Source organism: Flagellimonas yonaguniensis (assembly GCF_029193885.1).
Classification (GTDB): domain Bacteria; phylum Bacteroidota; class Bacteroidia; order Flavobacteriales; family Flavobacteriaceae; genus Flagellimonas; species Flagellimonas yonaguniensis.
Genome location: NZ_JARFVB010000017.1, coordinates 58,254 through 79,568, shown reverse-complemented (window position 1 = coordinate 79,568; position 21,315 = coordinate 58,254). Strand labels below are relative to the sequence as shown.

The following is a 21,315-nucleotide window of genomic DNA, read 5'->3' as shown; positions in this document are numbered from 1 at the left end:
GACTTTTTACAGATAGATCTAATCTAAAGGTGGGTCACTTTGGCCCGGCGGGGGTGGGTCACTTTCGTCCGGCCAGCTATGGTCACTTTAACCCGGCGAGGGTGGTATACTATGTCCGGCGTTTCCACTCTACCTTCGAATACTGGATATTTTTTTGATCACCCGTTGCATTTCCTTTTTCTGTCCCTCTTGTAATTAGAGTTAGCTTTGATCCTAGCCGTCTACACGAGAATCGTCCTATCCCTTTTGCTCCAGTCAAAGGGCGGCCGTATACTACCGAAGTGTCTTTGTCTTTTTTGTTAGTCGTGGCAATTCTCATCCAATAATTTTCAACAGCGTGGAAATTCATTCCGATTCCATTGTCAATTATTTTAATGCGATTTTTGTCATTTTCTCCAACTTCAAACCTAATTTTAACTAATGTAGCATCGGCATCATAGGCGTTCTTTACTAATTCAGCTAAAGCCACGTGAACTGTTTCAACCAACTTTTCACCCAACTCTCTAAGAAGGGCACTGTCCACTTTAAAAGTCAATTTTTGGTCCATGTTGGAGATTCAATTATTCTCAAATATAAAAGGAAAGTATTTCCTCACAAAGTACGGCTTTTTCGTTGAATCCATGAATTTGTGATAGAAGTGAAGTTTAATTTGGTCGAAAGGTAAGGAAACCCAAACAGGTTTGCTAGGACTCCATAGACTAGTATATAGTTGAGGGTATTTTGGGAAGATTTTACAGAAAATTTCAGTTTTCCGAGTTTTCCTTTTTTTCAAGCCATTTTTGTTGTCTCGGTTCAATAATCTGATTTTTAACTTTTTTGCAGAGATTGTCATGTAACCGATTTCGTATAGTACGGTTTATTATGCGATAACCTTCAATTTCAAAAATGTCAATGATAAATTCCGGTTTTTTGCCTAACTGTGTTTCAAAGGTGACGACATCGAAATCCATACAATCCGATTTAAGCAATGCATCCAGGGATTCGTGGTATAATGTCAACGCCTCATCACTACCATATAATATATATGCGGTCTCCTTGACATGGCAAACCTGCTTTAATTTTTTCAAAACCTCCAAAGTTTTTGATGACAAGCTCACTAATTCGGTAAGATTTTACGATTTTATATTAAAAAATGTAGCTCTTTATTGTCAAAAGGGGGAGAGGTTTAACAATCTAAAGGCTACAATGTTTGATGTATTCCCAAATTTACGATTTAAAAAGTAAAATGTTGTAATTATTGGGGTCAACAATGCTAAAAACCAGATAAATACTGCGAATACCTTTATGGTCCCAGACCAAAACCTTACCTTGGGTTGTATATGCACGAAAAAGGAGGATTGTATTTAGATTTCGATAATGATCCGGAAGGGATCATTTCTCGAACAGTTTCCATTATGGTCGTATCCTTGGATACCACATCGGATGTATTGCCAGACCCTCTATTAAAGGATCTTTTTGACAAGACCAATCCAAGAGATGCGAACTTAGATCAAACCCTCATGTGTGAGCTTTTTGATGCTTTATATACCACCTACCGTTTTTTAAAGGGATTGCCGGAAAAGGAATTGGAAGAAGGTGAATTCAATCAGATTTTCTTAGCATGGCACATCCTGTTATGGGTCGAGACCTTGCGCCGAGCAAGGCTTGTTACCGTTACTCCTTTCCCAATTTTTGATTTTGACAATCTTCCTGATTTGCAGATGGATTTAAAGTTGGATAAATCCGTACTGTTGCCCTTATTGAATTAATCTGCATGGTTGAATAAAAGTTCAATTCAAATCTTTTGTTTCAAACATCTCTTGGAACAGATATAGTTGAATGACAAGCAGTATGTCTCCAAACGAATTTGAGAGGACTATCAAGTATAAAATTGGTTCATGGTCTTGAATTTTAAAACGGTGTTCCTTATTCTTCCCTTCCCACAGAAATACACCTTTTCGATTTCGCCCAATCCTTGATTTTCAATTAAGTAAATACGTTGGATAGATTTACCGTACATATAACCGTGTACGGCAAATCCATTCTAAGCAATCCATAGGCTTTAGGTTTGCCATATAGTTAACCGGAGGTCACGAAGCAAGCTATGTTTTTGATAACAAAAACTGCTCACTGTGTTCGCAAGCTTGTTGGGGATCCTCCCCAAACCCCTAAGATATGGCAAGACCAAAAAAGGACATAAGATCTATCAGGCCTATACAGGTAAATGTCAGGATGTCGGTGGACGAATATCTGATATTGTCAAACAATGCAGGCACCTTGGGGATCGGAATCCCAGATTATGTACGAAGGAGAGCCACGGGAAAGTCGCTGCCAAGGGTTAAGGTATTGCCGGAGAACAGAAAGCTTTTTGTTGAACTGAGCCGAATCGGGAACAACATCAACCAACTTGTCAAGAAAACCCATTTGGGAATGCACGATCCCCAAGGACTCCAGAAGGAGCTGATGGAACTGAAAGGTGTACTGGATGCCATAAAATTAAACATTCTGGGCAAATGATAGCAAAGATCATAAAGGGAAAGGACTTCTATGGTGTATTGGCCTATAATGAAAAGAAGGTGGAACAAGGGCAGGGCAGCGTGATCGATGCCAATATTTCCCATGGAAATACGGTTGACAGAACCAAGGAGTTCAACCTTATCAGACAATTACGTCCAAGATTGGCCAAAGCGGTCTGTCATGTTTCCCTTAACCTTCCCCATACCGATAATTTGAAAGACCGTGAGTTTGCCTCACTTGGATTCGATTATCTGAAGGGAATGGGATTCGATGACAACCAGTATATCATCTACAGGCATACCGATCAGGAACACCAGCATATCCATATCGTGGCCAATAGGGTAAAATTGTCTGGGGAAGTGGTGGATGACAGTAGGGACCTTTATCGGAGCAAACAACTTGTCAGGGAGCTGGAAAGGAAATACAATCTGGCCCGATTGCCGGATGGGAACCTCAAAAGCAAAGCTGCCCTGACCCAAAAAGAGGTGGAAAAGGCGATAAGGACATCTGAACCTCCCATAAAACTGATACTCCAACAACATCTTGAGAATGTATTGAGGGAATCCAAGGATATGGCCGGGTTCATTATAGGATTGAAAAGAAGGAACATCTTTCCGAAGTTCAATGTCAGCAAGACCACAGGTAGGGTGACCGGGATTTCATTCCGATATGGGAACGTGATATATAAGGGAAGCACCCTGGGAAGAAAATACTCATGGAACAACATCATAAAACGCATTGATTATGGGCAAGACAGAGACTGTTCAATTATTCTCGAAAATAATACTGCAGAACGAAGAGCTGAAAGAACTTATGGAGAAAGCATTGGAAGGGCAACGGGTACTCCAGGAAAAACAACAAATGCTCCGGGAGGGCCAGTCCAAACTTTTGGGCAACCAAAAGATTATCTGGGAAAGGCTCAAACTGTAGTATCTGACCATATAGAGGAGATTCCTTGGACCCCGTTCAAATTGGAGCTTGAGGACAGGAAAAAAAGAGCGAAAAGAAAAGGTAAAGGAAAAAGGTTGTAATATATCATGGAAGGTAGCTTGGTCAGTGATAAATTGCTAAATGCCCTGCTGGATAGCTTGTCCGTTGAGGATTTGGAGGCCATTCTATCCCAGAAAAAGGCAAAGGCATGTCCCGACCATAAACCAAAACCAATGACCGAAAGGGAGAAATTAAAAAAATATTATAGAGACCTCTTCATTTCCACCGGAAAGCTCCACCTGAACAAATAGCATATGGGCATAATGATCACATGGCCAACTTGTACAGAACCATTCCAATTTGTTGGTTCAGATTCGGGAGAATCTTAGTTCAAGGTCAATAAACCACTATAATCCTCAGGAAGCTCCGCATCAACATCCCTCAAATAAGACTTTAGCGCATCCAACGTGGAATGGCCCGTAATGAGCATCAGTTTGTCACAGGTTTCCGTATAGGTGAAATCCTTTCTGAATTTCCTGAACAGAAGCGTGATAAAGGTATGTCTAAAGGAATAGACGGTATATTCACTCCCCAATTGAAGTGTTTCACCTTGTGCCAGGAGATGTTCATTGTATTTCTTTTTCAGTTTCCAAAAACGCTTTGAAAAGTAATCCCTTCTACTGGTTTCCGAGGCGTCCCATTCCCCAATACCATCTGGTGTGAACAGAAAATGCTCTTGTTCCGAAAGGTCAAGGCCCTCAATTTCGTTTAGGACAATATCCGGGATGATCTTGACCTTTTCAGGTTTGTTCTTTGCCTGGAAACGTAATAGTTTTTGTGTGATAAAGACATCCTTGACCTTTAACCTGCACACTTCTATAGGTCGTAGAAAATTATAGGAAACGAACTTGACGAAGAGCAAAAGTAGGGGGTCGGTTTTCTCCATATAGGTAAATAGGCCTTCCAAAACTTCCAACGAGTAAGTCTTATGGCTCACCGACTTGGTATCCAGTACCTTGATGTTCTCGATAAAATTCCGTGGGATGATTTCATTGTCCTCCAGTTCCCCAAAAATTGCGCTCAATACGATACGGGTATTGTTACGGTTCCTGGCACTGCTGGTCTTGGCTATTCCGTGGAGATATTCATTGACCACCTGCTTGGTTATACCCAGTATGCTCTTATCGAGCAGGTTCCTTTTGTCCAAATAAAGTTTGAACCGATTGTATCGACTGCTATAATCCTTTATCGAAGTTTCGGAAAGTTTGGTGATCTTTATGGCATAGGCATAGTCCAATGCCGCCTCGGAAGTATATTCCAAGGAATCGGCGGCGAGTTTTAATTTATCCTTGAAGGGAGAGTAACCTTCCTTTAGCATTTCCACAAGAACTTCTTTTACCACACCCAACTGCATCAATCTTTCCGTCTTTGTCCTGCACTTCCTATTGATGTTCATCGTAATGGGGGATTGACGGACCATTACGGGATTTCCATACTTGTCCTTCAATTCGGGATGGGCATAGGAGTAATAGACATACCATCTTTTGGAGAGGTCGAAATTTTCACCTCCATGATAGATCTTTGGTTCCGTGTACTTTTTTTTATCCAATCCGTTTTTGTATGCGGTAGCGTATGCGCTTTGCAATATATCAAAAAAAGAACCCATTGGCAACAGTTTTAAAACACTGTCAGTCAATGGGTTATCCTTGTAGCGGGAACTGGACTCGAACCAGTGACCTTCGGGTTATGAGCCCGACGAGCTACCTACTGCTCTACCCCGCGATGTGGACGGCAAATATACAACCCTTTTTACATCTTTTCCAAACTAATCTTAATATTCCTTCTCCACTAGTGTCAATCCCACCCAAAATCCATAAATTCGACCTTTTTACCTTATGGACGCAATCAACGATTTTATCTCCTCACTTCTGCCCTATACCGAGTGGCCCATGTTTATTCTGCTCATAGGTGGCGGGCTGTTTTTGGCCTTTTATTCCAAATTTGCGCCCTTTCGCCATTTTGGACATGCCATTGCAGTGGTCTCAGGTAAGTATGATGACAAAAATGCAAAAGGGGATGTAAGCTCGTTTCAGGCATTGTCCGCAGCAGTGGCCGCTACGGTCGGATTGGGAAATATATCAGGGGTTGCGATTGCCATCCACGATGGAGGGCCCGGAGTGGTTTTCTGGATTTGGATGACCGCTCTATTGGGTATGGGCATCAAATTTTATTCAGGGAGCTTGGCCATTATGTATCGGGGCACTGATTCCGATGGACACATGCAAGGAGGCCCCATGTTCTATATTACAAAAGGAATGGGGAAATGGGCAAAGCCCATGGCTGTTTTTTTCAGTATTTGTGGATTGTTCGGGTTTTTAGGCGTTTTTACTGCCAATCAATTTACCGAAGCATTTATGGGTGTCGTGCAACCACACGAAACCCTTTGGGCTACCAGCGAATACAATTGGAAACTTGGAATAGGCTTTTTTCTGGCCATCATTACATCCATTGTGATTTTTGGTGGACTGACAAAGATTGCCAAAGTAGCTTCGGCAATAGTTCCATTTATGGTAGGGATTTACCTTTTGGCGGTCATTTTTGTGATGACGAGCCATGCAGGGGAGGTTTGGCCAGCCCTAAAAATGATTTTGGTCGAAGCTTGGAACTTCGATACCGCTGTTACAGGAGGATTCTGGGGCTTGGTCATCGTCGGTGTTCGCAGGGCCATGTTTTCGAACGAGGCAGGTCTCGGTAGTGCACCCATGTACCACGGGCAATCCCGTAACGATGAACCGGCAAAGGAAGGACTAGTGGCGATGTTAGGGCCATTTATCGATACCATTTTAGTATGTACATTTACCGCAGTGGTCATTATTTTAAGTGGGGCCTATCTTGAGGATGGCAGTGGCATTGTGATGACGATGTCCGCTTTTGAAACCACACTTTACGGAATTGGGGATGTACTTTTAATGGTAATAGTGGCCGCTTTTGCATTGTCGACCCTGTTTACGTACTCATATTATGGCGTGAAGAGTTTGTCCTTTTTGACGAATGCCAAAATCGGAAAATGGTACAATGTGTTTTTTATCATTATGATTGTTTTCGCTGCAATCGCATCATTGAAATTGGTAAAAAACCTGATTGACCTATCATACGCATTGATGGTCATTCCCAATATGATTGCTGTGTTGTATCTTTCTCCAAAGGTAAACGCAGCATCCAAACAATATTTTGAAAAAAGAAAGAAAGGTGGCGCATAAAGCAGGATTCGTAAATATTATCGGGAACCCCAATGTGGGCAAGTCCACATTGATGAATGCCTTCGTGGGCGAGAAATTGTCCATTATCACTTCCAAGGCACAGACCACCCGTCATCGTATTTTGGGAATCGTCAACGGAGATGATTTCCAAGTGATTTTATCCGACACCCCTGGCATCATCAAACCAGCCTACGAACTGCAAAGTTCCATGATGGACTTTGTGAAATCCGCTTTTGAGGATGCCGATGTGCTGCTTTATATGGTGGAAATAGGGGAAAAAGCCCTCAAGGACGAAGGCTTCTTCAAAAAAATACAGAACAGCAAGATTCCCGTGTTGCTGCTCCTCAATAAAATTGATACATCCGATCAGGAAAAGCTGGAAGAGCAAATGCAATATTGGCAGGAGCAATTGCCCAATGCAGAGATCCATCCTATTTCCGCTTTGGAAAACTTTAATGTTACCGAAGTGTTCAACCGTATTTTGGAATTACTGCCCGAAGCACCTCCGTACTATCCAAAAGATCAAATGACGGACAAGCCCGAACGCTTTTTTGTGAACGAGACCATCCGGGAAAAAATCTTACTTAATTATAAAAAGGAAATCCCTTATTCCGTTGAGGTGGAGACCGAGGAGTTTTTGGAGGATGAGGACATCATCAGAATACGTTCGGTGATCATGGTAGAGCGCGATACCCAAAAAGGAATTATTATTGGACACAAGGGTAGTGCTATTAAAAAAGTAGGAGTGGAAGCCAGAAAAGACCTCGAAAAATTCTTCGCCAAGCAAGTTCATATCGAACTCTACGTGAAAGTGAACAAGAACTGGCGAAGCAATTCCCAACAGCTCAAACGCTTTGGGTACAATGGCTAGGATTCATTATGGATACGTTCAAAAGGGGCAATGGTGTCCCTTACAAATTGTTTCAATTGTTCCATCTGACCTTTACCCTTGGATTTTCCCAAACGACCAAATGCGTAAAGTGCGAACCAAATCACCACTAAAAAGAACATACCCACCAACCATAAGGTAATATCCTTGCCCAAGGAATAGTTGGAATAGGCAAAAATGCCCAGAATGATAAAAACCGTGCCCACACCAAAATGCAGGAACATAAAAAAAGTCCAGAGGGTTGGGTTGGGACCGAAAACACCTCGAATGTTGCTCACACCTTCCTCAAAAGAAGAAAGTTCCAGATGAAGTTGGGGTGTCCAAAAGGTAGTTTCCGCTTTTTTGAACTTGACAAAAATATGCTCGTCCATCCTTTTGACCAAGAAAGGACTGCTTGTGGCATGATCAAAAATGGATTCCAATTGTTCTAAATTTGCCTTCAGGGAGACACGAAAACGGGGCCGTAAAACTATCTCGTTGGTCAAGTCGCTCATAATCATTTGAAAATGATGAAAAAAGGTATCATTTTTTCTTCATAATAAATGGTATTTTTGCCAAAAATTATACCTAATGGGAGCTATTGTAGCCATTGTAGGAAGACCCAATGTTGGGAAGTCCACTTTTTTTAATCGACTCATTCAACGCCGTGAGGCGATTGTGGATGCCGTAAGTGGTGTTACACGGGACCGTCATTATGGCAAAAGTGACTGGAACGGCAAAGAGTTTTCTTTGATCGATACCGGTGGTTACGTCGTAGGTAGCGATGACGTTTTTGAAAAAGAAATCGATAAACAGGTGGAATTGGCCATCGATGAGGCCGATGCCATCATTTTTATGGTGGATGTGGAGTCGGGCGTTACAGGAATGGATGAAGATGTGGCCAAACTCCTTCGCCGGGTGGATAAACCCACATTTTTGGCCGTGAACAAGGTGGACAATACCAAGCGGATGGCCGATGCCGTGGAGTTTTATTCCTTGGGATTGGGTGAATATTACACCCTGTCAAGTATCAATGGTAGTGGAACGGGCGAATTGTTGGATGCCCTGGTTGAGGTATTGCCCGATGATGTGGAAGAAGAAAGTGAATTGCCCCGTTTTGCGGTAGTTGGAAGACCCAATGCAGGGAAATCATCCTTTATCAATGCTTTGATAGGGGAGGATCGTTACATTGTCACGGATATTGCAGGGACTACACGAGACAGTATCGATACAAAATACAATCGATTTGGATTCGAGTTCAATTTGGTGGATACCGCCGGTATTCGCAGAAAATCCAAAGTAAAGGAAGACTTGGAGTTTTACTCCGTTATGCGTTCCGTTCGAGCTATTGAGTATTGCGATGTCTGTATTTTGATGCTGGATGCCACAAGAGGTTTTGATGGACAGGTACAGAATATTTTTTGGTTGGCGCAGCGTAACAATAAGGGGATTGTAATTCTAGTGAACAAGTGGGATTTGGTCGAAAAAGAGACCAATTCGGTAAAAGAGTACACAGCAAAAATAAAAGAGGTTATTTCTCCTTTTGAAGATGTACCCATTCTCTTTATTTCGGTTCTGAACAAACAACGAATTTACAAGGCAATAGAAACTGCGGTGGAAGTATATGAAAATCGTTCCAGAAAAATACCAACACGTAAGCTGAACGATATAATGCTGCCCATCATTGAAAAAACACCACCACCATCAACTAAAGGGAAGTATGTGAAGATCAAGTTTTGTACCCAATTGCCCACACCATATCCACAATTTGCCTTTTTCTGCAACTTGCCACAATATGTGAAAGATCCTTACAAACGATTTTTGGAGAACAAAATCAGGGAGAATTTTGATTTTACAGGAGTTCCGATGACCATTTTTATGCGGAAAAAGTAATCACTCGCCGGAAGCAGAACGAACGTTTACCACTAGCTCTGAATGTAGAGAATCAATAATTTGAGAAAAGAATCTTGGTTCTAAAAACTTCTTTCGACCGATTGTTTCTGCCATTTCAATTAAGCATTTTGAACCTAAAACTTGGTTTCAGGTGTCAGTTCGAGTGATTTTGAGTGACGAAAAATCGTATCGAGAACCTTTTTTGATAAAATTCTTTTTCTCGATACAAATTTCACTAATGCTATCGTGAAATCTACTCGAAATGACAAGTTTTATCAAAAGGCACAACAGGTTAATTTAATTTAAACTGATTGTTTTTTAGCATTGACTTTTGTGTTGCACAGGCAAATGTGCTGTTTGCCCGCAGAACATTTACTCGCCCGAAGCAGAACGCACTTCCACTACCTGTTGAATTCGATTACCCTGATTGTCAACGGTTGTGAGCATGTATTCCCCGGGTTCAATAGGTAAAACAAGTTCATGGAAATTCTCGGTCTTGCCAATGAATAATTCATCCAAATACCAATATATGATGGCATTGGATTGTTGGTGGGCCAATTTTAGGATAATTTCCGATGTTTTGGTGCCCAAATCCTTGGGTAGCAGTACAATTTCATTTCTTTTTGGGTAGATGAATTCCATTAGATCAATTTCCAAAGCAGAACAACCTTCCAAATAGGGTGGTAGAGGTTTATAGTTTGGGTTGGAAGAAGCATAATAGTATTCCAAAATAGGAGGGAGTACCAACCAATTTTTGGCTACCATATCTTCCAAAGGATAGCACTCGGAGTTTACCCTATACTGTTCCGAAGTATCCAAAAACACCTGCTGATGATAGGGACATGGGCCACTTCGCGTTCCATGTGTAGGCACCCATTCTTGTTTCACGTCATCACAATACACCGAAGCGCGAAACCCACTTTCTGCACAAACCTCCAACTCCACAAGGTCATCAAAAGGTTCTTGAAACCAACCGCTTTGGGGAAGTGCATCCAATACATCAAAAAGCAATGGAGCCGCAGCCGTGATTCCCGTAAGTCCGGGTCTGCCTTCGCCATCGGCATTGCCCACCCAAACCCCAATGGCATATTTTGGTGTAACTCCTACCGCCCAAGCATCCTTAAAACCAAAACTGGTTCCGGTTTTCCAGGCAATGGGTTGAGAGGAATCAAAAAATTGCCAATTTTCATCGCCTTCAGGTCGGTTGACCTCGTACATCGACTGAAAAGTACTGTAGATGGCCCCTGCACCAAAAACCAAAGGGTCAAATTGTTCTTCCCCAAAATCTGGGGTCTCATTGTGTAGATAGGTAGACTGCGTAAATTCTTGATTTCTGTATGTACCGGAATGGTTCGAAAAATAGTTTAAAGTCGATGCCATGGAGGCATAGGTGGAGGTCACTTCCCAAAGGGAACTTTCAGCACCACCGAGAATCAAGGAGAGTCCATAATAGGATGAAGGCCTGTCCAATGATTCCATATTCATTTTATGGAGCTTGTTGTAAAATTTTTGAAGCCCGTATTCCCGCAACAATCGGACAGCAGGTACGTTCAGGGAACGGGATAAGGCCTTGCTTGCAGGTACGGCGCCAACGTGATTTAAATCAAAATTTTGAGGATGGTATCCGTTGATCACGGTAGGTACATCTTCCACCAGACTGTGTGGCAGCAATTGGCCCTCATCCAAAAGCGATGCAAACAAAAAAGGCTTTAACGTACTGCCCGTACTTCTCTTTTTAGTGATGATGTCCACATAATTGGCGTGTGTCTTATCCGAAGGGGAATTTCCTACATACCCAAGCACTTTTCGGGTTTCCACATCGAGCACCAGAATGGCCAGATTATGGATTTCGTTGCTTTGCAATTGTCTATAATGTCGTTCTGCCAAAAGATTCAACCGTTGTTGCAAGGGTCGTTGCAGCGAAGTTTTTATACGCTGACCCGGATGCTCATTTCGGATTCGCTCGGTAAGATGCGGTGCCACATTGGGCAATGGGAAGGGTTTTTGCGGAAGTGGTTCGGCTATGGCCAATTCATAGGTAGTTTCATCAATGACTTCTTTCTCCCATAACTTTTTCAATAATCGATTACGCTTGTCCAAAAAGGCCAGTTCGTTTCTACCAGGGAAAATCAGGGCAGGTGCATTGGGCAAAACGGCCAAGGCGGCGGATTGTCCCCAACTCAGTTCATGGGCAGGAATCCCAAAATATCGCCAAGCCGCGGTTTCCAACCCCACTACATTACCACCGTAGGGTGTGTGGGAGGCATAGAGCTTCAAAATGTCTTCTTTGGAGTGGCGAAGTTCCAACCGGGTGGACATAAACACTTCGATGAGTTTTTCCCAGTAGGTCCGACTTTGGTTTTTTCTGCTCAACCGTATCACTTGCTGTGTGATCGTACTACCGCCCCTTCTTGTTTCTTTCGTAAGATTGTGTCCGATTGCTTTGATAATGGAAATGGGGTTAAATCCAGGATGTCGATAAAAATACTCGTCCTCAAAAAGTAAGATGCTCTGCTTGAAGCGATCGGGAACCGAATCAATCTGGGGAAACCGCCATTGACCATCATCGGCAATACGGGCCCCGATAAGGGAGCCTTCAGAACTATCCACAACTGTTGAAGTTGGGGCTTCAAAGAGATTTTTGGGCAGGCAAAACAACCATAAAATCAAAACGAAGCAAAATACTCCAAACTTGATTTTATGGTTGACTAGGATTCTTTTTACTGGCGATAAAAATTCACTCATCCAACATTACTGAACTATTTTTATCCACTGTCCTTTGTTTCGGGCTTGGTAGTTGTTGTCGTACATCGCTTCAGCTTGGGCACCGGGCAAATAATAATCGCCCAAGAACGATGCATTCAATTTGATAGTAAAGACTTTTGATTTTTTAGCGTCCAAATCAAAATACAGATGCGTCCTGTCGTCCCGAGTATCCACATAGTCCGCTTTGGATGCATTCTCATTATCTCCACTTACAAAAGAGGTGTCCACAATTTCCCATCCACTGGGCACGATATGGGTCAGGGCCACATTGTCGATATAATCATCGGAACTGTTGAAAATGGTCAGTTTTGCCTCGAACTCCGTTCCTTGTCGCAACTCGCCCACATTGACTGAATTGCCGAGCGGATTCACATAGTTTACGGATAATTTTAGGTTTTGCTGTTGTGCCAATTCCTCGCCCACAGGTAATTTGCCAGTTTGGGTAAGAGTAGCATAAATGATATTTCCTTGGTTGTTTTTCACCTCGATTTCTTCCTTAAAGGAAGTCACGAAAAGTTCCCGTTGCGCTATGGCCCTATCGGTTTTGACATTAATATTTTTTCCATTGTTGGTAAAGGTAAGGTCGATGGACCTTCCTCCATTTTCCATAACCATTTTGGACATGGCCAAGAGAGCAAAAGCTGTTTCTTGGGTGCTGTACCATCGCTGTGATGATAAATTCTTGGCCAAGGAAACAGCCAATTCCCTTTGTTGTGAGTCGCCTAAGATGACCATGGTTTCCAATGCCATGGCTCGGTTTCGAAACACGGAACCATAGGTTCTGTAGTTGTAATTGTTGGCTGTAAAGTTGATGTTGGCCTTTTGGGCGATGGCTTCTGCCACCTCTTTTTTACCGACCAAGGCATACGCGGCTGCCAATCGCCATTTGGCTTCATTACTGAGGTTTGCGGTTTCCCGTAAACGGTTCATTGCGGCCAGTTCGGGTTGTTGGGCCAAAGCCAAGGTGTACAAACGGTACGCTTGCGAAATATCGTCGTTGTAATAAGTGGTTTGATTGCTCCACTGGCGTGCGGCATTCTTTTGGTATCTCAACCAGTTGCTCAAGAATGTCAAGGGGAGTTGATACCCTTCTTTTTTGGCTTCGAGCATAAAATGCCCTGCGTAGGAGGTACCCCAATCATCCGCATTGCCGTAACCCGGCCAGTAGCTCAATCCTCCATTGGGAACTTGGAAATCACTTAGCCTGTCAATGGCTGCTTTTATGTTTTTCTCAATGTCCTTCTTTTTATCAAAAGTAATGTCCAATACATCTGCCAAGAACAATTGCGGGAATGCTGCAGAAGTGGTCTGCTCCACGCATCCGTGGGGATAGCGTAACAGATAATCCATTCGTTTGGAGAAATCCATCGGCGGAAGCGTTGAGAATTCTATGAATGCTTCATTAGTGCCCGATGTGCCAAAAGTTTCCATTGAAATGGTCTGTGATGCATTTGGGTCGAGTGTGTACAATTCACTTTTGGTGGTGACAGGATTTGGATTTTCCACATCGATTTCGGTCTCATTGGATGCGCTTTCCCCAGCACCCGTTGCCATAACTTTTATGGTTTGGAACGATGATGTTGGGTTGACTTTAAATTCAAAATTGACAATTTGCTCTCCAACGGCATTGAAAGTAATGTTTTTGGAAGTTCCATTGATGGGTTCCAATGCTTTTCCAGCATCAATATTGACCTTGACGTTTTTAACTTTGGGTTCCATGGCAAATACCGTAACAGGAATGGTCACGGTCTCTCCAGGAGATAGTTTTCGTGGAATGGAAGTCAATACCATTAAAGGTTTGCGCACAGGGGTGGTTTTCTCGGCATTGCCGTAAGCACTGTTCGGATTCCCAGCAACGACCATAGTCCGGACAGAACCCACATAGTTCGGCATATCGATGGTATGCGATGCTTTTCCTCCTGCTTTCAACGTAAATGGACCCAAATAGGTCACAACGGGTTTGAAACGTTGCGCTTTTCGGTTTTTGCCACCAGCACCAATGCCACCACCACCGATAGCGTAGATGTTGTCCACACTTATGGAGTAGGCTCCCATCACATCATCAAAAATGTCGAAGGTCTTTACGCCCAAAGCTTGTCGGGCATAGAACGCATTGTGAATGTCTGGAGTGGGAAAACGTGTCAAGTCCAAAAGACCATCATCTACCACAGCCAACGAATAGGTCATGGGTTTCTTATTGGCTTCGGATACGGTGACTTTGTATGATGCTTCTGGTTGCAGCACATCTGGCATACTGATCTGTGGTTCCAAGAATGTTTCTGGATTTTCCACCAAGAGTGGAACAACGCCGTACAATCGAATGGGCAAGTCATTTTTAACCTGACTGTGCGGTTGCAACAAGGAAATGTTCACGTAGGCATTCGGGGCCATTTCTGCGGTAATCGGGATGGTAGCCCTAGTTTCTTTTGCGGTGGTTTCTATCCATTGTTGGGAGAGCACTTCGGTGCCATTTTCGATACTGACCAGGGCACGCCCGCCTTTATCCGAAGGGAAAGTGACTGTCGCTTCTTCCCCTAGGGTGTATTTTTCCTTGTCGGTGGAGAAAATCAAAATTTTGGAGCTCTCGGCATCCGCGGATGTTGGTCTACGCCACCAATTGCGATAAAAATATGCGGTGCGACCCGTTGCATGACCTGAGACTTCGTCCATTACACGGATGAGGTAACGTCCACCTTGCTCATCGGGAACATTGATATTGAAATTGGCCTTACCATCGCTTCCCGTGGTGACCTCCATTTCTTTGAACGGTCGGTGCACGGTGGCATTTTCATATCGTGATAGGTTGTCGTAACCACGGTTCCACCACCAGCGCCATTCAATTTTGAACACTTGAACCTTTAATTTTCGGTTGCCCGATGGATTTCCTTGCGCATCGACGGAAACCACATCAAACGTATTGTTGTCGTCCGTTAAAAAGGAACCATACCGTTTTGCTTCTGGCGAGCGTAGTCCAACAAAGTTGGAAAAAGGCGCCAAATTTTTCGAGAATACATCTATCGAGAAATCGCCACCTCCTTCAAACACTTTCGTGGTAAAAGTTGCTTGTAACATTCCAGGAGCGTTGCCATTTACATCTATTTTTTTGTTGATATCGAGTACGCCATCGGCATCCAATTTAGATGAAATCCATTGCAGTTCGGTCTGGTTGAAGGTACGGACAGGGTCTTGGAAAACATAATTTTTATACTTTGGAAAAGCGGATGATGTTTGTCTCAACGTGGCATTGATATCAATTTTAAGGTTACGGGCAGGAGCACCGTGCAACCATTTTACTTCGGCTTTTCCCCTGTTGAAGGAATTGGCTTCCAGTACTTCATCATCAAAAGCGAAATCCACTTTTAATCGGTTTGGCTTAACGGTTGCCACTTTCAAAGTTTTACTGAATTGCGCCCCTCCCACTATCACTTTGGCCGACCAGTTTCCTGTTGGGGCCGTAGCTTCTGTTGGAATGGGGAAATAGTAGAAATTCTTTTCTTTTTTGGCATACAGACCATCAGTAACGGGAATGCTTCCCTCTTTCAAAACATTTCGCTGTATCAATTTGCCGCGTGCATCGCTCACTTCCAGAGCTACTGGATGTCCATTGGGCAAAGGATTTGCATTATCATCCAAAACAAATGTCAAGTGGATGACATCACCAGGTCTATGTACTCCTCTTTCAGTGTATAAATAGCCTTGCAGCCCTTTTTGAAGTCGCTCTCCCGATATATCAAACTTACTGAGGGACAATGCATTCCCGTCCGCTAGTTTGGCATAGGCAAAATTGTTGTTGTGTTCGGCCACAGCAAAGGCAATGCCCTTATCGCTATCGTAAACGGAAAGGCCCTTGGCATCGGTAGTCGCTTCGCCGATAAGTTGTTGTTGATGATTGTACAGCTTTATTTTGGCGTTTGCTACGGGTTGCGTGGTAAGCAGGTTGGTCACTGCAAAATGATGGGAGCGATTGCTTCCTTTTTTAACAATGAGTCCTAAATCGCTGCCCAACAGATTCGTCGCTGCTATTCTATCGTAATTGTAATATGCGGTGTGACAAGGGTTGTCCCGTTGCTCCCAGTTATAGTCGTAGTTTCTGTAATTGTAGATTTCGTTGTCCCAATATCGTTCTTCCTGCGAGGCTTCATCTGAGCTTTGCTCCAAGGCATATTCGGCAGTTGATTCTTCAGTGTCTGCACCATCGCCACAATCGTAGGTAGTATGTTCTTTTTTGAAACTAAATTCGACCCGATACAACGAACCCGGATTTATTTTGATCATTTCCGACAAATCAAGTCCGTGTGCCTGCCAATAGCTGGTATTTTTGTTTCCATCTTCTGTTAGAGGTATGACTTTGTAGGCTACCCTGCGCCCGACAGGTCTAAAATCGGGGTTGTAATTTTCGGTCAAATCATAGTTTTGAAGATACTGGAGCATATTGTCCTGATATACCTGAATCACACGAACTTCAACGGCAGCAAGGTTGACGGTTTCAAAATAAATGGGCGTTGAGGATGCGTTGGGGAGAATGGTTCCTTTGGAAATCAATCGCACAGCAGGTTTTAGCTGCTCAAAAGAGACCAGTTCGGAGAAATTATCCTTCAAAGTAAATCCATATTCACTTTTAATGCCTTGAAAGGCATTGATGCGTACTTCGCCCAGAATTCTATTGGATGGGTAAACGCTCAAGATGTTTCCGTTAATTTCGTACCGAAGACTTTCTGCATTTTCAATGGTTACCAGACCATTCAGGTTTTGGTCCTGCTTTAAAGGTTCCGAAAAATTTAGGGTAAGCACGGCATTGGGTGCGGATGTGGTTTTAGCATCAATGATCACAAATTTGTTCTTGCCCGGGATGGGATAAGTTTCAGAACCTTTGTTTTCAATATTGTAGGCATCCCCAGTCCAATTAATGGTAAGTTGGCTATCATCTGTTTTTCTGGAAATACTATCAATTTTAAAGCTGAAGTATTGTGCGTTGTCCGAAGTGTTGTCCCATTTGACAGGGATGGTTTTTTCTCCTTGTTTTACAGAAAGCACTGTTTTTATTTTTGATGCATCCAGTATATCCGAAGCATCCAATGTGCCGGTAAGGTATTGCCAATCCTTGCTGTAGGATTGTAAATTCCCCAAATTGACCCTGAAATTCGGTGCAATGGTCTTAAAGCTGAAAGTGTATGTCTTAAACTCACTTCCTATTTGCTCGAAGAGTTTGTTGAGTTTCAGGCTGATGGTATATTCGGTATTGGGGTGTAGATATTCTGTTGGCTGAAAGGTAAGTTCCCTGCCGTTTTCAATAATCAACTTGCCATCCACTTTTGGTGAAATATCCAAATAGTCCTTGGGTAATTCCTGGGTCAGTTCAAATTGCTCCAACTGTTGGGCCAAGGCAATTTTTATCGGTGTGGAAATGCTTTGGTTGCCATTGGTATGATAACTAATGTAGTCTTTGAACTTGAAAAGATTATCGGTTTCGGAACTGTTCTTTTTTTTACAGGATGCGATAAGAATCAGGAATGCGATAGGTAGTGTTTTGAATAACCGGGACATACGAAAAAAGGATGTTTTAATTCATCAATTATAACCAAAAGCAAGATAGTCAAAATTGGCTTGAAATGTTTTTCAGTCTATGGGGTTAGGCTGGAGTATTTTGTAATATCTGAAAAAGATATATGATTTCATTAATTTTTTGCGGATTTTTTGTGAAAAATGGATTTTCAATGGGTTTTTTCTAAAAGTTAAGTTAAACGGTATGGAGACGTTTTTCCAAAATAATATTTTGGTATTCAATTCAATCTAATCAAAAAACCAACCATCAATTGAAAAGATTTTACGCTTACCTCATTTTTATTCCCTTATTTATTTCTTTTAACTCATACGGACAAGAATTTTTGGTCAAAGGTAAAATTGTGGATGCCGCTACGGGTTCGCCCATAGAGGCAGCGACTATTTATGCCGAGACTTTAAGGGACAGCAGTTTAATTACTTATACCATAACCAATGCACAAGGAATTTTTGCGCTGGAAGGGAAAACCGCTTACAAAAAAGCCCGTTTGGCTTTTTCTTCCAATGGATTCGAATCGCAAACCAAGGAGGTTGCCTTGCAGCCTGTGATTGAAGTGGGTACCATTAAAATGGAAGAACAAGTGCAACAATTGGAGGGGATCGATCTTATTGGGGAGCGGGTGCCCATTACTGTAAAAAAGGATACCTTGGAATTCAATGCGGATTCCTTCAAGACCCGGCCCGATGCCACTGTGGAAGATGTACTGAAGAAGTTGCCCGGTGTGGAAGTGGACAGCGATGGAACCATTACGGTAAATGGCAAAGAGGTCAACCAAGTGCTGGTAAACGGACAGGTCTTTTTTAGCACAGACCCAAAAGTGGCCACAAAAACGCTTTCCAAGGACATCATCAGCAAAATCCAGATCACTGATACCAAGACAAAGGAGCAAGAGTTTATCGGCGAAGAAGGTGATGGCGAGAACAAAACCATCAACCTTACACTCAAAGAAGATAAGAACAAAGGGTACATGGGGCGCCTTTCAGGAGGATATGGAACAGATGACCGCTACCAGGCCAATGGTTTGGTCAATTACTTTAACGATACCCAGCGAATAAGTGTTCTGGGAAGCTCCAACAATATCAACAACCCTGGTTTTTCCTTTGATGAGATATATGAAATGGTGGGTAATGCCAGAGGAGGAGGAATAGGGTTCAACAGGAACGGTGGATTTACCATAGGTAATATGTCTTTTGGGTTTGGACAAGGAATCACTACGTCCTCAACATTGGGTGCAAGCTATGCTGATCAGGATAAAGGAAAGTACCGAGTGGATGGCAATTATTTTTTCTCCTACAGTGACTCATATAATGATGAAAAAATCTCTAGGGAGAACATTTTGCCCGATGGCAGTTTTTTTACCGATACGGAAACCAGTTTTGTGGGGACCACCAATTCCAATCAAGGTTCGGCCAATTTGGAGTTTGATATTGACAAGACCACTCGAATTACAGTTCAACCTAATTTGAGTGTGAACAATACCAATTCCACCAATGCGGAAAATACAGAGTCACGTGATGAGGATGGTAATTTGATCAACCGTAACAATTCTTTGGAGACAACGGATGGATTCCGTAGAAATTTCAGTAATCGGGTTGAGTTGATGAAGAAGCTGGATACTTTGGGTGGATATGTCAGGGTATTCTTCAATAACAATAACAGTGTAAACGACTCAGAGTCCTTTATAAACTCACAAAGTAGCATTTTTGGTGATGACCCAAGTGAACAGGAGTTGGATCAACAGACCATTATAGATAATTCGAATGACAGTTATGAGGTTGGGGCGGCTTACCGTCAACCTTTGAACAAGGATTTATATGTGGATTTCAGGTATAGCTACGAGAACAATGAGCAAAAAAATGAACGTTCCGTTTCCAATTTTGATGAGGTTAGCGGGGCGTATGTGTATAATGAGATGTTAAGTTCCGACTTTAATTTCAATACCAATAAGCATGCACCTGAAATTAGATTTGGCTCCAATGGTAAAAAATTCCGGTTCAATGTAAGGGCGAGATTGGAGCAGATAGCTTTGGATAACGAGGATTTTATCCAGTCCACCACTTTTTCCAAGGACTATAGTAAGTTTTTGTTGGGTTCGTTCTTCAATTATAATGTGGGAAGCAAAAGAATAAGTATCCGGTATAACTCACGACTCAATTTACCTTCGGTAAACCAGTTGCAACCTGTTCCCAATGTGAGCAACCCATTGAACATTATTGAAGGTAACCCCAATTTGGGTCCAGAAGTGAACCATAGCGTTTATTTGAACTTCAACAACTATAATTGGAAAGATAGAACGGGCTTGTTCGCTTATTCGGGAATCAATTTTGAACAGGATAAGGTGGTGTCAATAACCACTACGGATGAAAATTTCATCCGAACCACCACCTATGAGAATGTGGACGGCAATTACAATGGATGGATGGGCGTCAATTATTCCAAGCAAATCAAAAAGGATAGTGTTTACACTCTAAAGTTTACTATAGGACCGGGTTTCAACATCAGTAAACAGGTAGGTTTTACCAATGGCAGAAGGTTGGAAGCAAAGAACTTTAGTTTTAACCCAAGGCTTGGACTTTTGTTCAATTACAAAGAGATGCTCGAGATAGAGCCTGAGTACCGTATCGGAATAAGTTCTACTCGATATAATCTGGAAAATGTGGAGGATATTGATTTTACAACCCACAATCTTGCGCTCAAATTGACTTCGTATTGGCCTAAAAATGTAGTTTTCGGAAATGATATTACCTACAGCTATAATGGTAATTTGGGGGATGGATTTGATAAGGACGCTATATTTTGGAACATGAGTCTTGGCTTGCAAATGTTCAAGAAAAAAGCAACGTTAAAGGTACTGGCCTACGATTTGCTCAATCAGAACATCAATACACGAAGGACAACGGGGCAGGATTTTGTTCAGGATTTTCAAGGAACTGTCCTCAAACGCTACTTTATGGGGAGTTTAACCATCAAGTTTGATTCATTTGGAGGTAAAGGAGCACCTAATAAACGAGGCGGAGGTCCAAGGTTTATGAGGTTTTAATTGAGATTTGGAATATAGACTGTGCTGAATACAGGAAATGGGGAAGGCTCCACCAATTCATAAGAGTAATGGTCAATGTTAAAATTCTCCAAGGTTGTATAGGGGCCGCAACATCCTTCTCCTTTGGGGAAACTTGTTTCAAGGTGTATTGTAAATGAATCGCCTTCCTCAAAATCTATTGTGAATGATTGTTGCCTGAATGATTCCTTTGACACAGGAATGGCCAAAAACATTCCCATATCAGGATATTCTTCAATTGTAAATGTTATTTCTTGGTTTTTTTCATTGACAATCTCCATAAGGTTGGTGTCAATGGCTCCATTGTCCAATAGATCATCATCGTTTTCAGGATTTAAAAATTGAAGGTAGAGTGTGTCATCAACTGCTGCACAAAATACTGCTGCACAATTTAAATCCATGGAATCATCATCCGATTTACATGAAATTGAGAGAATCGTTACAAGTAAAAGAAAAAGCTTTTTTGGCATAATGTCTTTATCCA

The 21,315-nt window shown here is 42.4% G+C and carries 15 protein-coding genes and 1 tRNA gene; 8 read left to right on the top strand and 8 right to left on the bottom strand.

Annotated elements, in window-relative coordinates; all coding sequences use genetic code 11:
* Positions 1 to 109: 109 nt before the first annotated feature.
* On the bottom strand, positions 110 to 547 hold the full coding sequence (locus PY092_RS17815; protein ID WP_275617150.1) for an ATP-binding protein: 438 nt from the start codon (positions 545 to 547) through the stop codon (positions 110 to 112).
* A gap of 196 nt (positions 548 to 743) precedes the next feature.
* Complete coding sequence (locus PY092_RS17810; protein WP_275617149.1) at positions 744 to 1,067, bottom strand: hypothetical protein; 324 nt, start codon at positions 1,065 to 1,067, stop codon at positions 744 to 746.
* Between the two features lie 252 nt (positions 1,068 to 1,319).
* Here PY092_RS17810 and PY092_RS17805 point away from each other — a divergent pair, with 252 nt between their 5' ends.
* The 4 genes from PY092_RS17805 to PY092_RS17790 all read left to right on the top strand — a co-directional run bounded on the left by PY092_RS17805 (position 1,320) and on the right by PY092_RS17790 (position 3,737).
* Positions 1,320 to 1,748: a hypothetical protein gene (locus tag PY092_RS17805; protein ID WP_275617148.1), complete on the top strand. Its 429-nt coding sequence runs from the start codon at positions 1,320 to 1,322 to the stop codon at positions 1,746 to 1,748.
* A 406-nt stretch (positions 1,749 to 2,154) separates the two neighbouring features.
* Positions 2,155 to 2,496: a plasmid mobilization protein gene (locus tag PY092_RS17800; RefSeq protein WP_275617147.1), complete on the top strand. Its 342-nt coding sequence runs from the start codon at positions 2,155 to 2,157 to the stop codon at positions 2,494 to 2,496.
* Positions 2,493 to 3,527 (top strand): relaxase/mobilization nuclease domain-containing protein, encoded by a 1,035-nt coding sequence (locus PY092_RS17795; protein WP_275617146.1) that lies wholly within the window; start codon positions 2,493 to 2,495, stop codon positions 3,525 to 3,527. The genes PY092_RS17800 and PY092_RS17795 overlap by 4 nt, the downstream gene beginning before the upstream one ends.
* A 6-nt stretch (positions 3,528 to 3,533) precedes the next feature.
* Positions 3,534 to 3,737: a hypothetical protein gene (locus PY092_RS17790; RefSeq protein ID WP_275617145.1), complete on the top strand. Its 204-nt coding sequence runs from the start codon at positions 3,534 to 3,536 to the stop codon at positions 3,735 to 3,737.
* 74 nt (positions 3,738 to 3,811) lie between these two features.
* Here the strand turns inward: PY092_RS17790 and PY092_RS17785 are convergent, their stop codons facing one another.
* Positions 3,812 to 5,092, bottom strand: coding sequence for a tyrosine-type recombinase/integrase (locus PY092_RS17785; RefSeq protein ID WP_275617144.1), 1,281 nt, complete (start codon positions 5,090 to 5,092; stop codon positions 3,812 to 3,814).
* Positions 5,093 to 5,135: 43 nt separating this feature from the next.
* Positions 5,136 to 5,208, bottom strand: a tRNA-Met gene (locus PY092_RS17780).
* Positions 5,209 to 5,321: 113 nt separating this feature from the next.
* Here PY092_RS17780 and PY092_RS17775 point away from each other — a divergent pair.
* Together PY092_RS17775 and era are read left to right on the top strand one after the other, a co-directional pair.
* The gene (locus PY092_RS17775) at positions 5,322 to 6,686 is read left to right on the top strand and encodes an alanine/glycine:cation symporter family protein (protein ID WP_275617143.1); all 1,365 of its coding nucleotides are present in this window, start codon (positions 5,322 to 5,324) and stop codon (positions 6,684 to 6,686) included.
* Entirely contained in the window at positions 6,676 to 7,557 is an 882-nt protein-coding gene (gene era / locus PY092_RS17770) for a GTPase Era (protein WP_275617152.1), read from the top strand. The genes PY092_RS17775 and era overlap by 11 nt, the downstream gene beginning before the upstream one ends.
* Here the strand turns inward: era and PY092_RS17765 are convergent.
* The gene (locus PY092_RS17765) at positions 7,554 to 8,069 is read right to left on the bottom strand and encodes a GTP-binding protein (protein WP_275617142.1); all 516 of its coding nucleotides are present in this window, start codon (positions 8,067 to 8,069) and stop codon (positions 7,554 to 7,556) included. The two genes, era and PY092_RS17765, sit on opposite strands and share 4 nt — an antisense overlap.
* Positions 8,070 to 8,145: 76 nt before the next feature.
* On the opposite strand from PY092_RS17765, the gene der reads away from it, so the two are divergent.
* Positions 8,146 to 9,447: a ribosome biogenesis GTPase Der gene (gene der / locus PY092_RS17760; protein WP_275617141.1), complete on the top strand. Its 1,302-nt coding sequence runs from the start codon at positions 8,146 to 8,148 to the stop codon at positions 9,445 to 9,447.
* A 372-nt stretch (positions 9,448 to 9,819) separates the two neighbouring features.
* Here the strand turns inward: der and pbpC are convergent, their stop codons facing one another.
* Together pbpC and PY092_RS17750 are read right to left on the bottom strand one after the other, a co-directional pair.
* The gene (gene pbpC, locus PY092_RS17755) at positions 9,820 to 12,192 is read right to left on the bottom strand and encodes a penicillin-binding protein 1C (protein WP_275617140.1); all 2,373 of its coding nucleotides are present in this window, start codon (positions 12,190 to 12,192) and stop codon (positions 9,820 to 9,822) included.
* Positions 12,193 to 12,198: 6 nt separating this feature from the next.
* Entirely contained in the window at positions 12,199 to 17,757 is a 5,559-nt protein-coding gene (locus PY092_RS17750) for an alpha-2-macroglobulin family protein (RefSeq protein WP_275617139.1), read from the bottom strand.
* A gap of 269 nt (positions 17,758 to 18,026) precedes the next feature.
* Between PY092_RS17750 and PY092_RS17745 the strand changes: the two genes are divergently transcribed.
* Positions 18,027 to 20,813, top strand: a complete 2,787-nt coding sequence (locus PY092_RS17745) for an outer membrane beta-barrel protein (protein ID WP_275617138.1) — start codon at positions 18,027 to 18,029, stop codon at positions 20,811 to 20,813.
* Here PY092_RS17745 and PY092_RS17740 read toward each other — a convergent pair.
* Positions 20,810 to 21,301 (bottom strand): hypothetical protein, encoded by a 492-nt coding sequence (locus PY092_RS17740; RefSeq protein ID WP_275617137.1) that lies wholly within the window; start codon positions 21,299 to 21,301, stop codon positions 20,810 to 20,812. The two genes, PY092_RS17745 and PY092_RS17740, sit on opposite strands and share 4 nt — an antisense overlap.
* Positions 21,302 to 21,315: the final 14 nt, after the last annotated feature.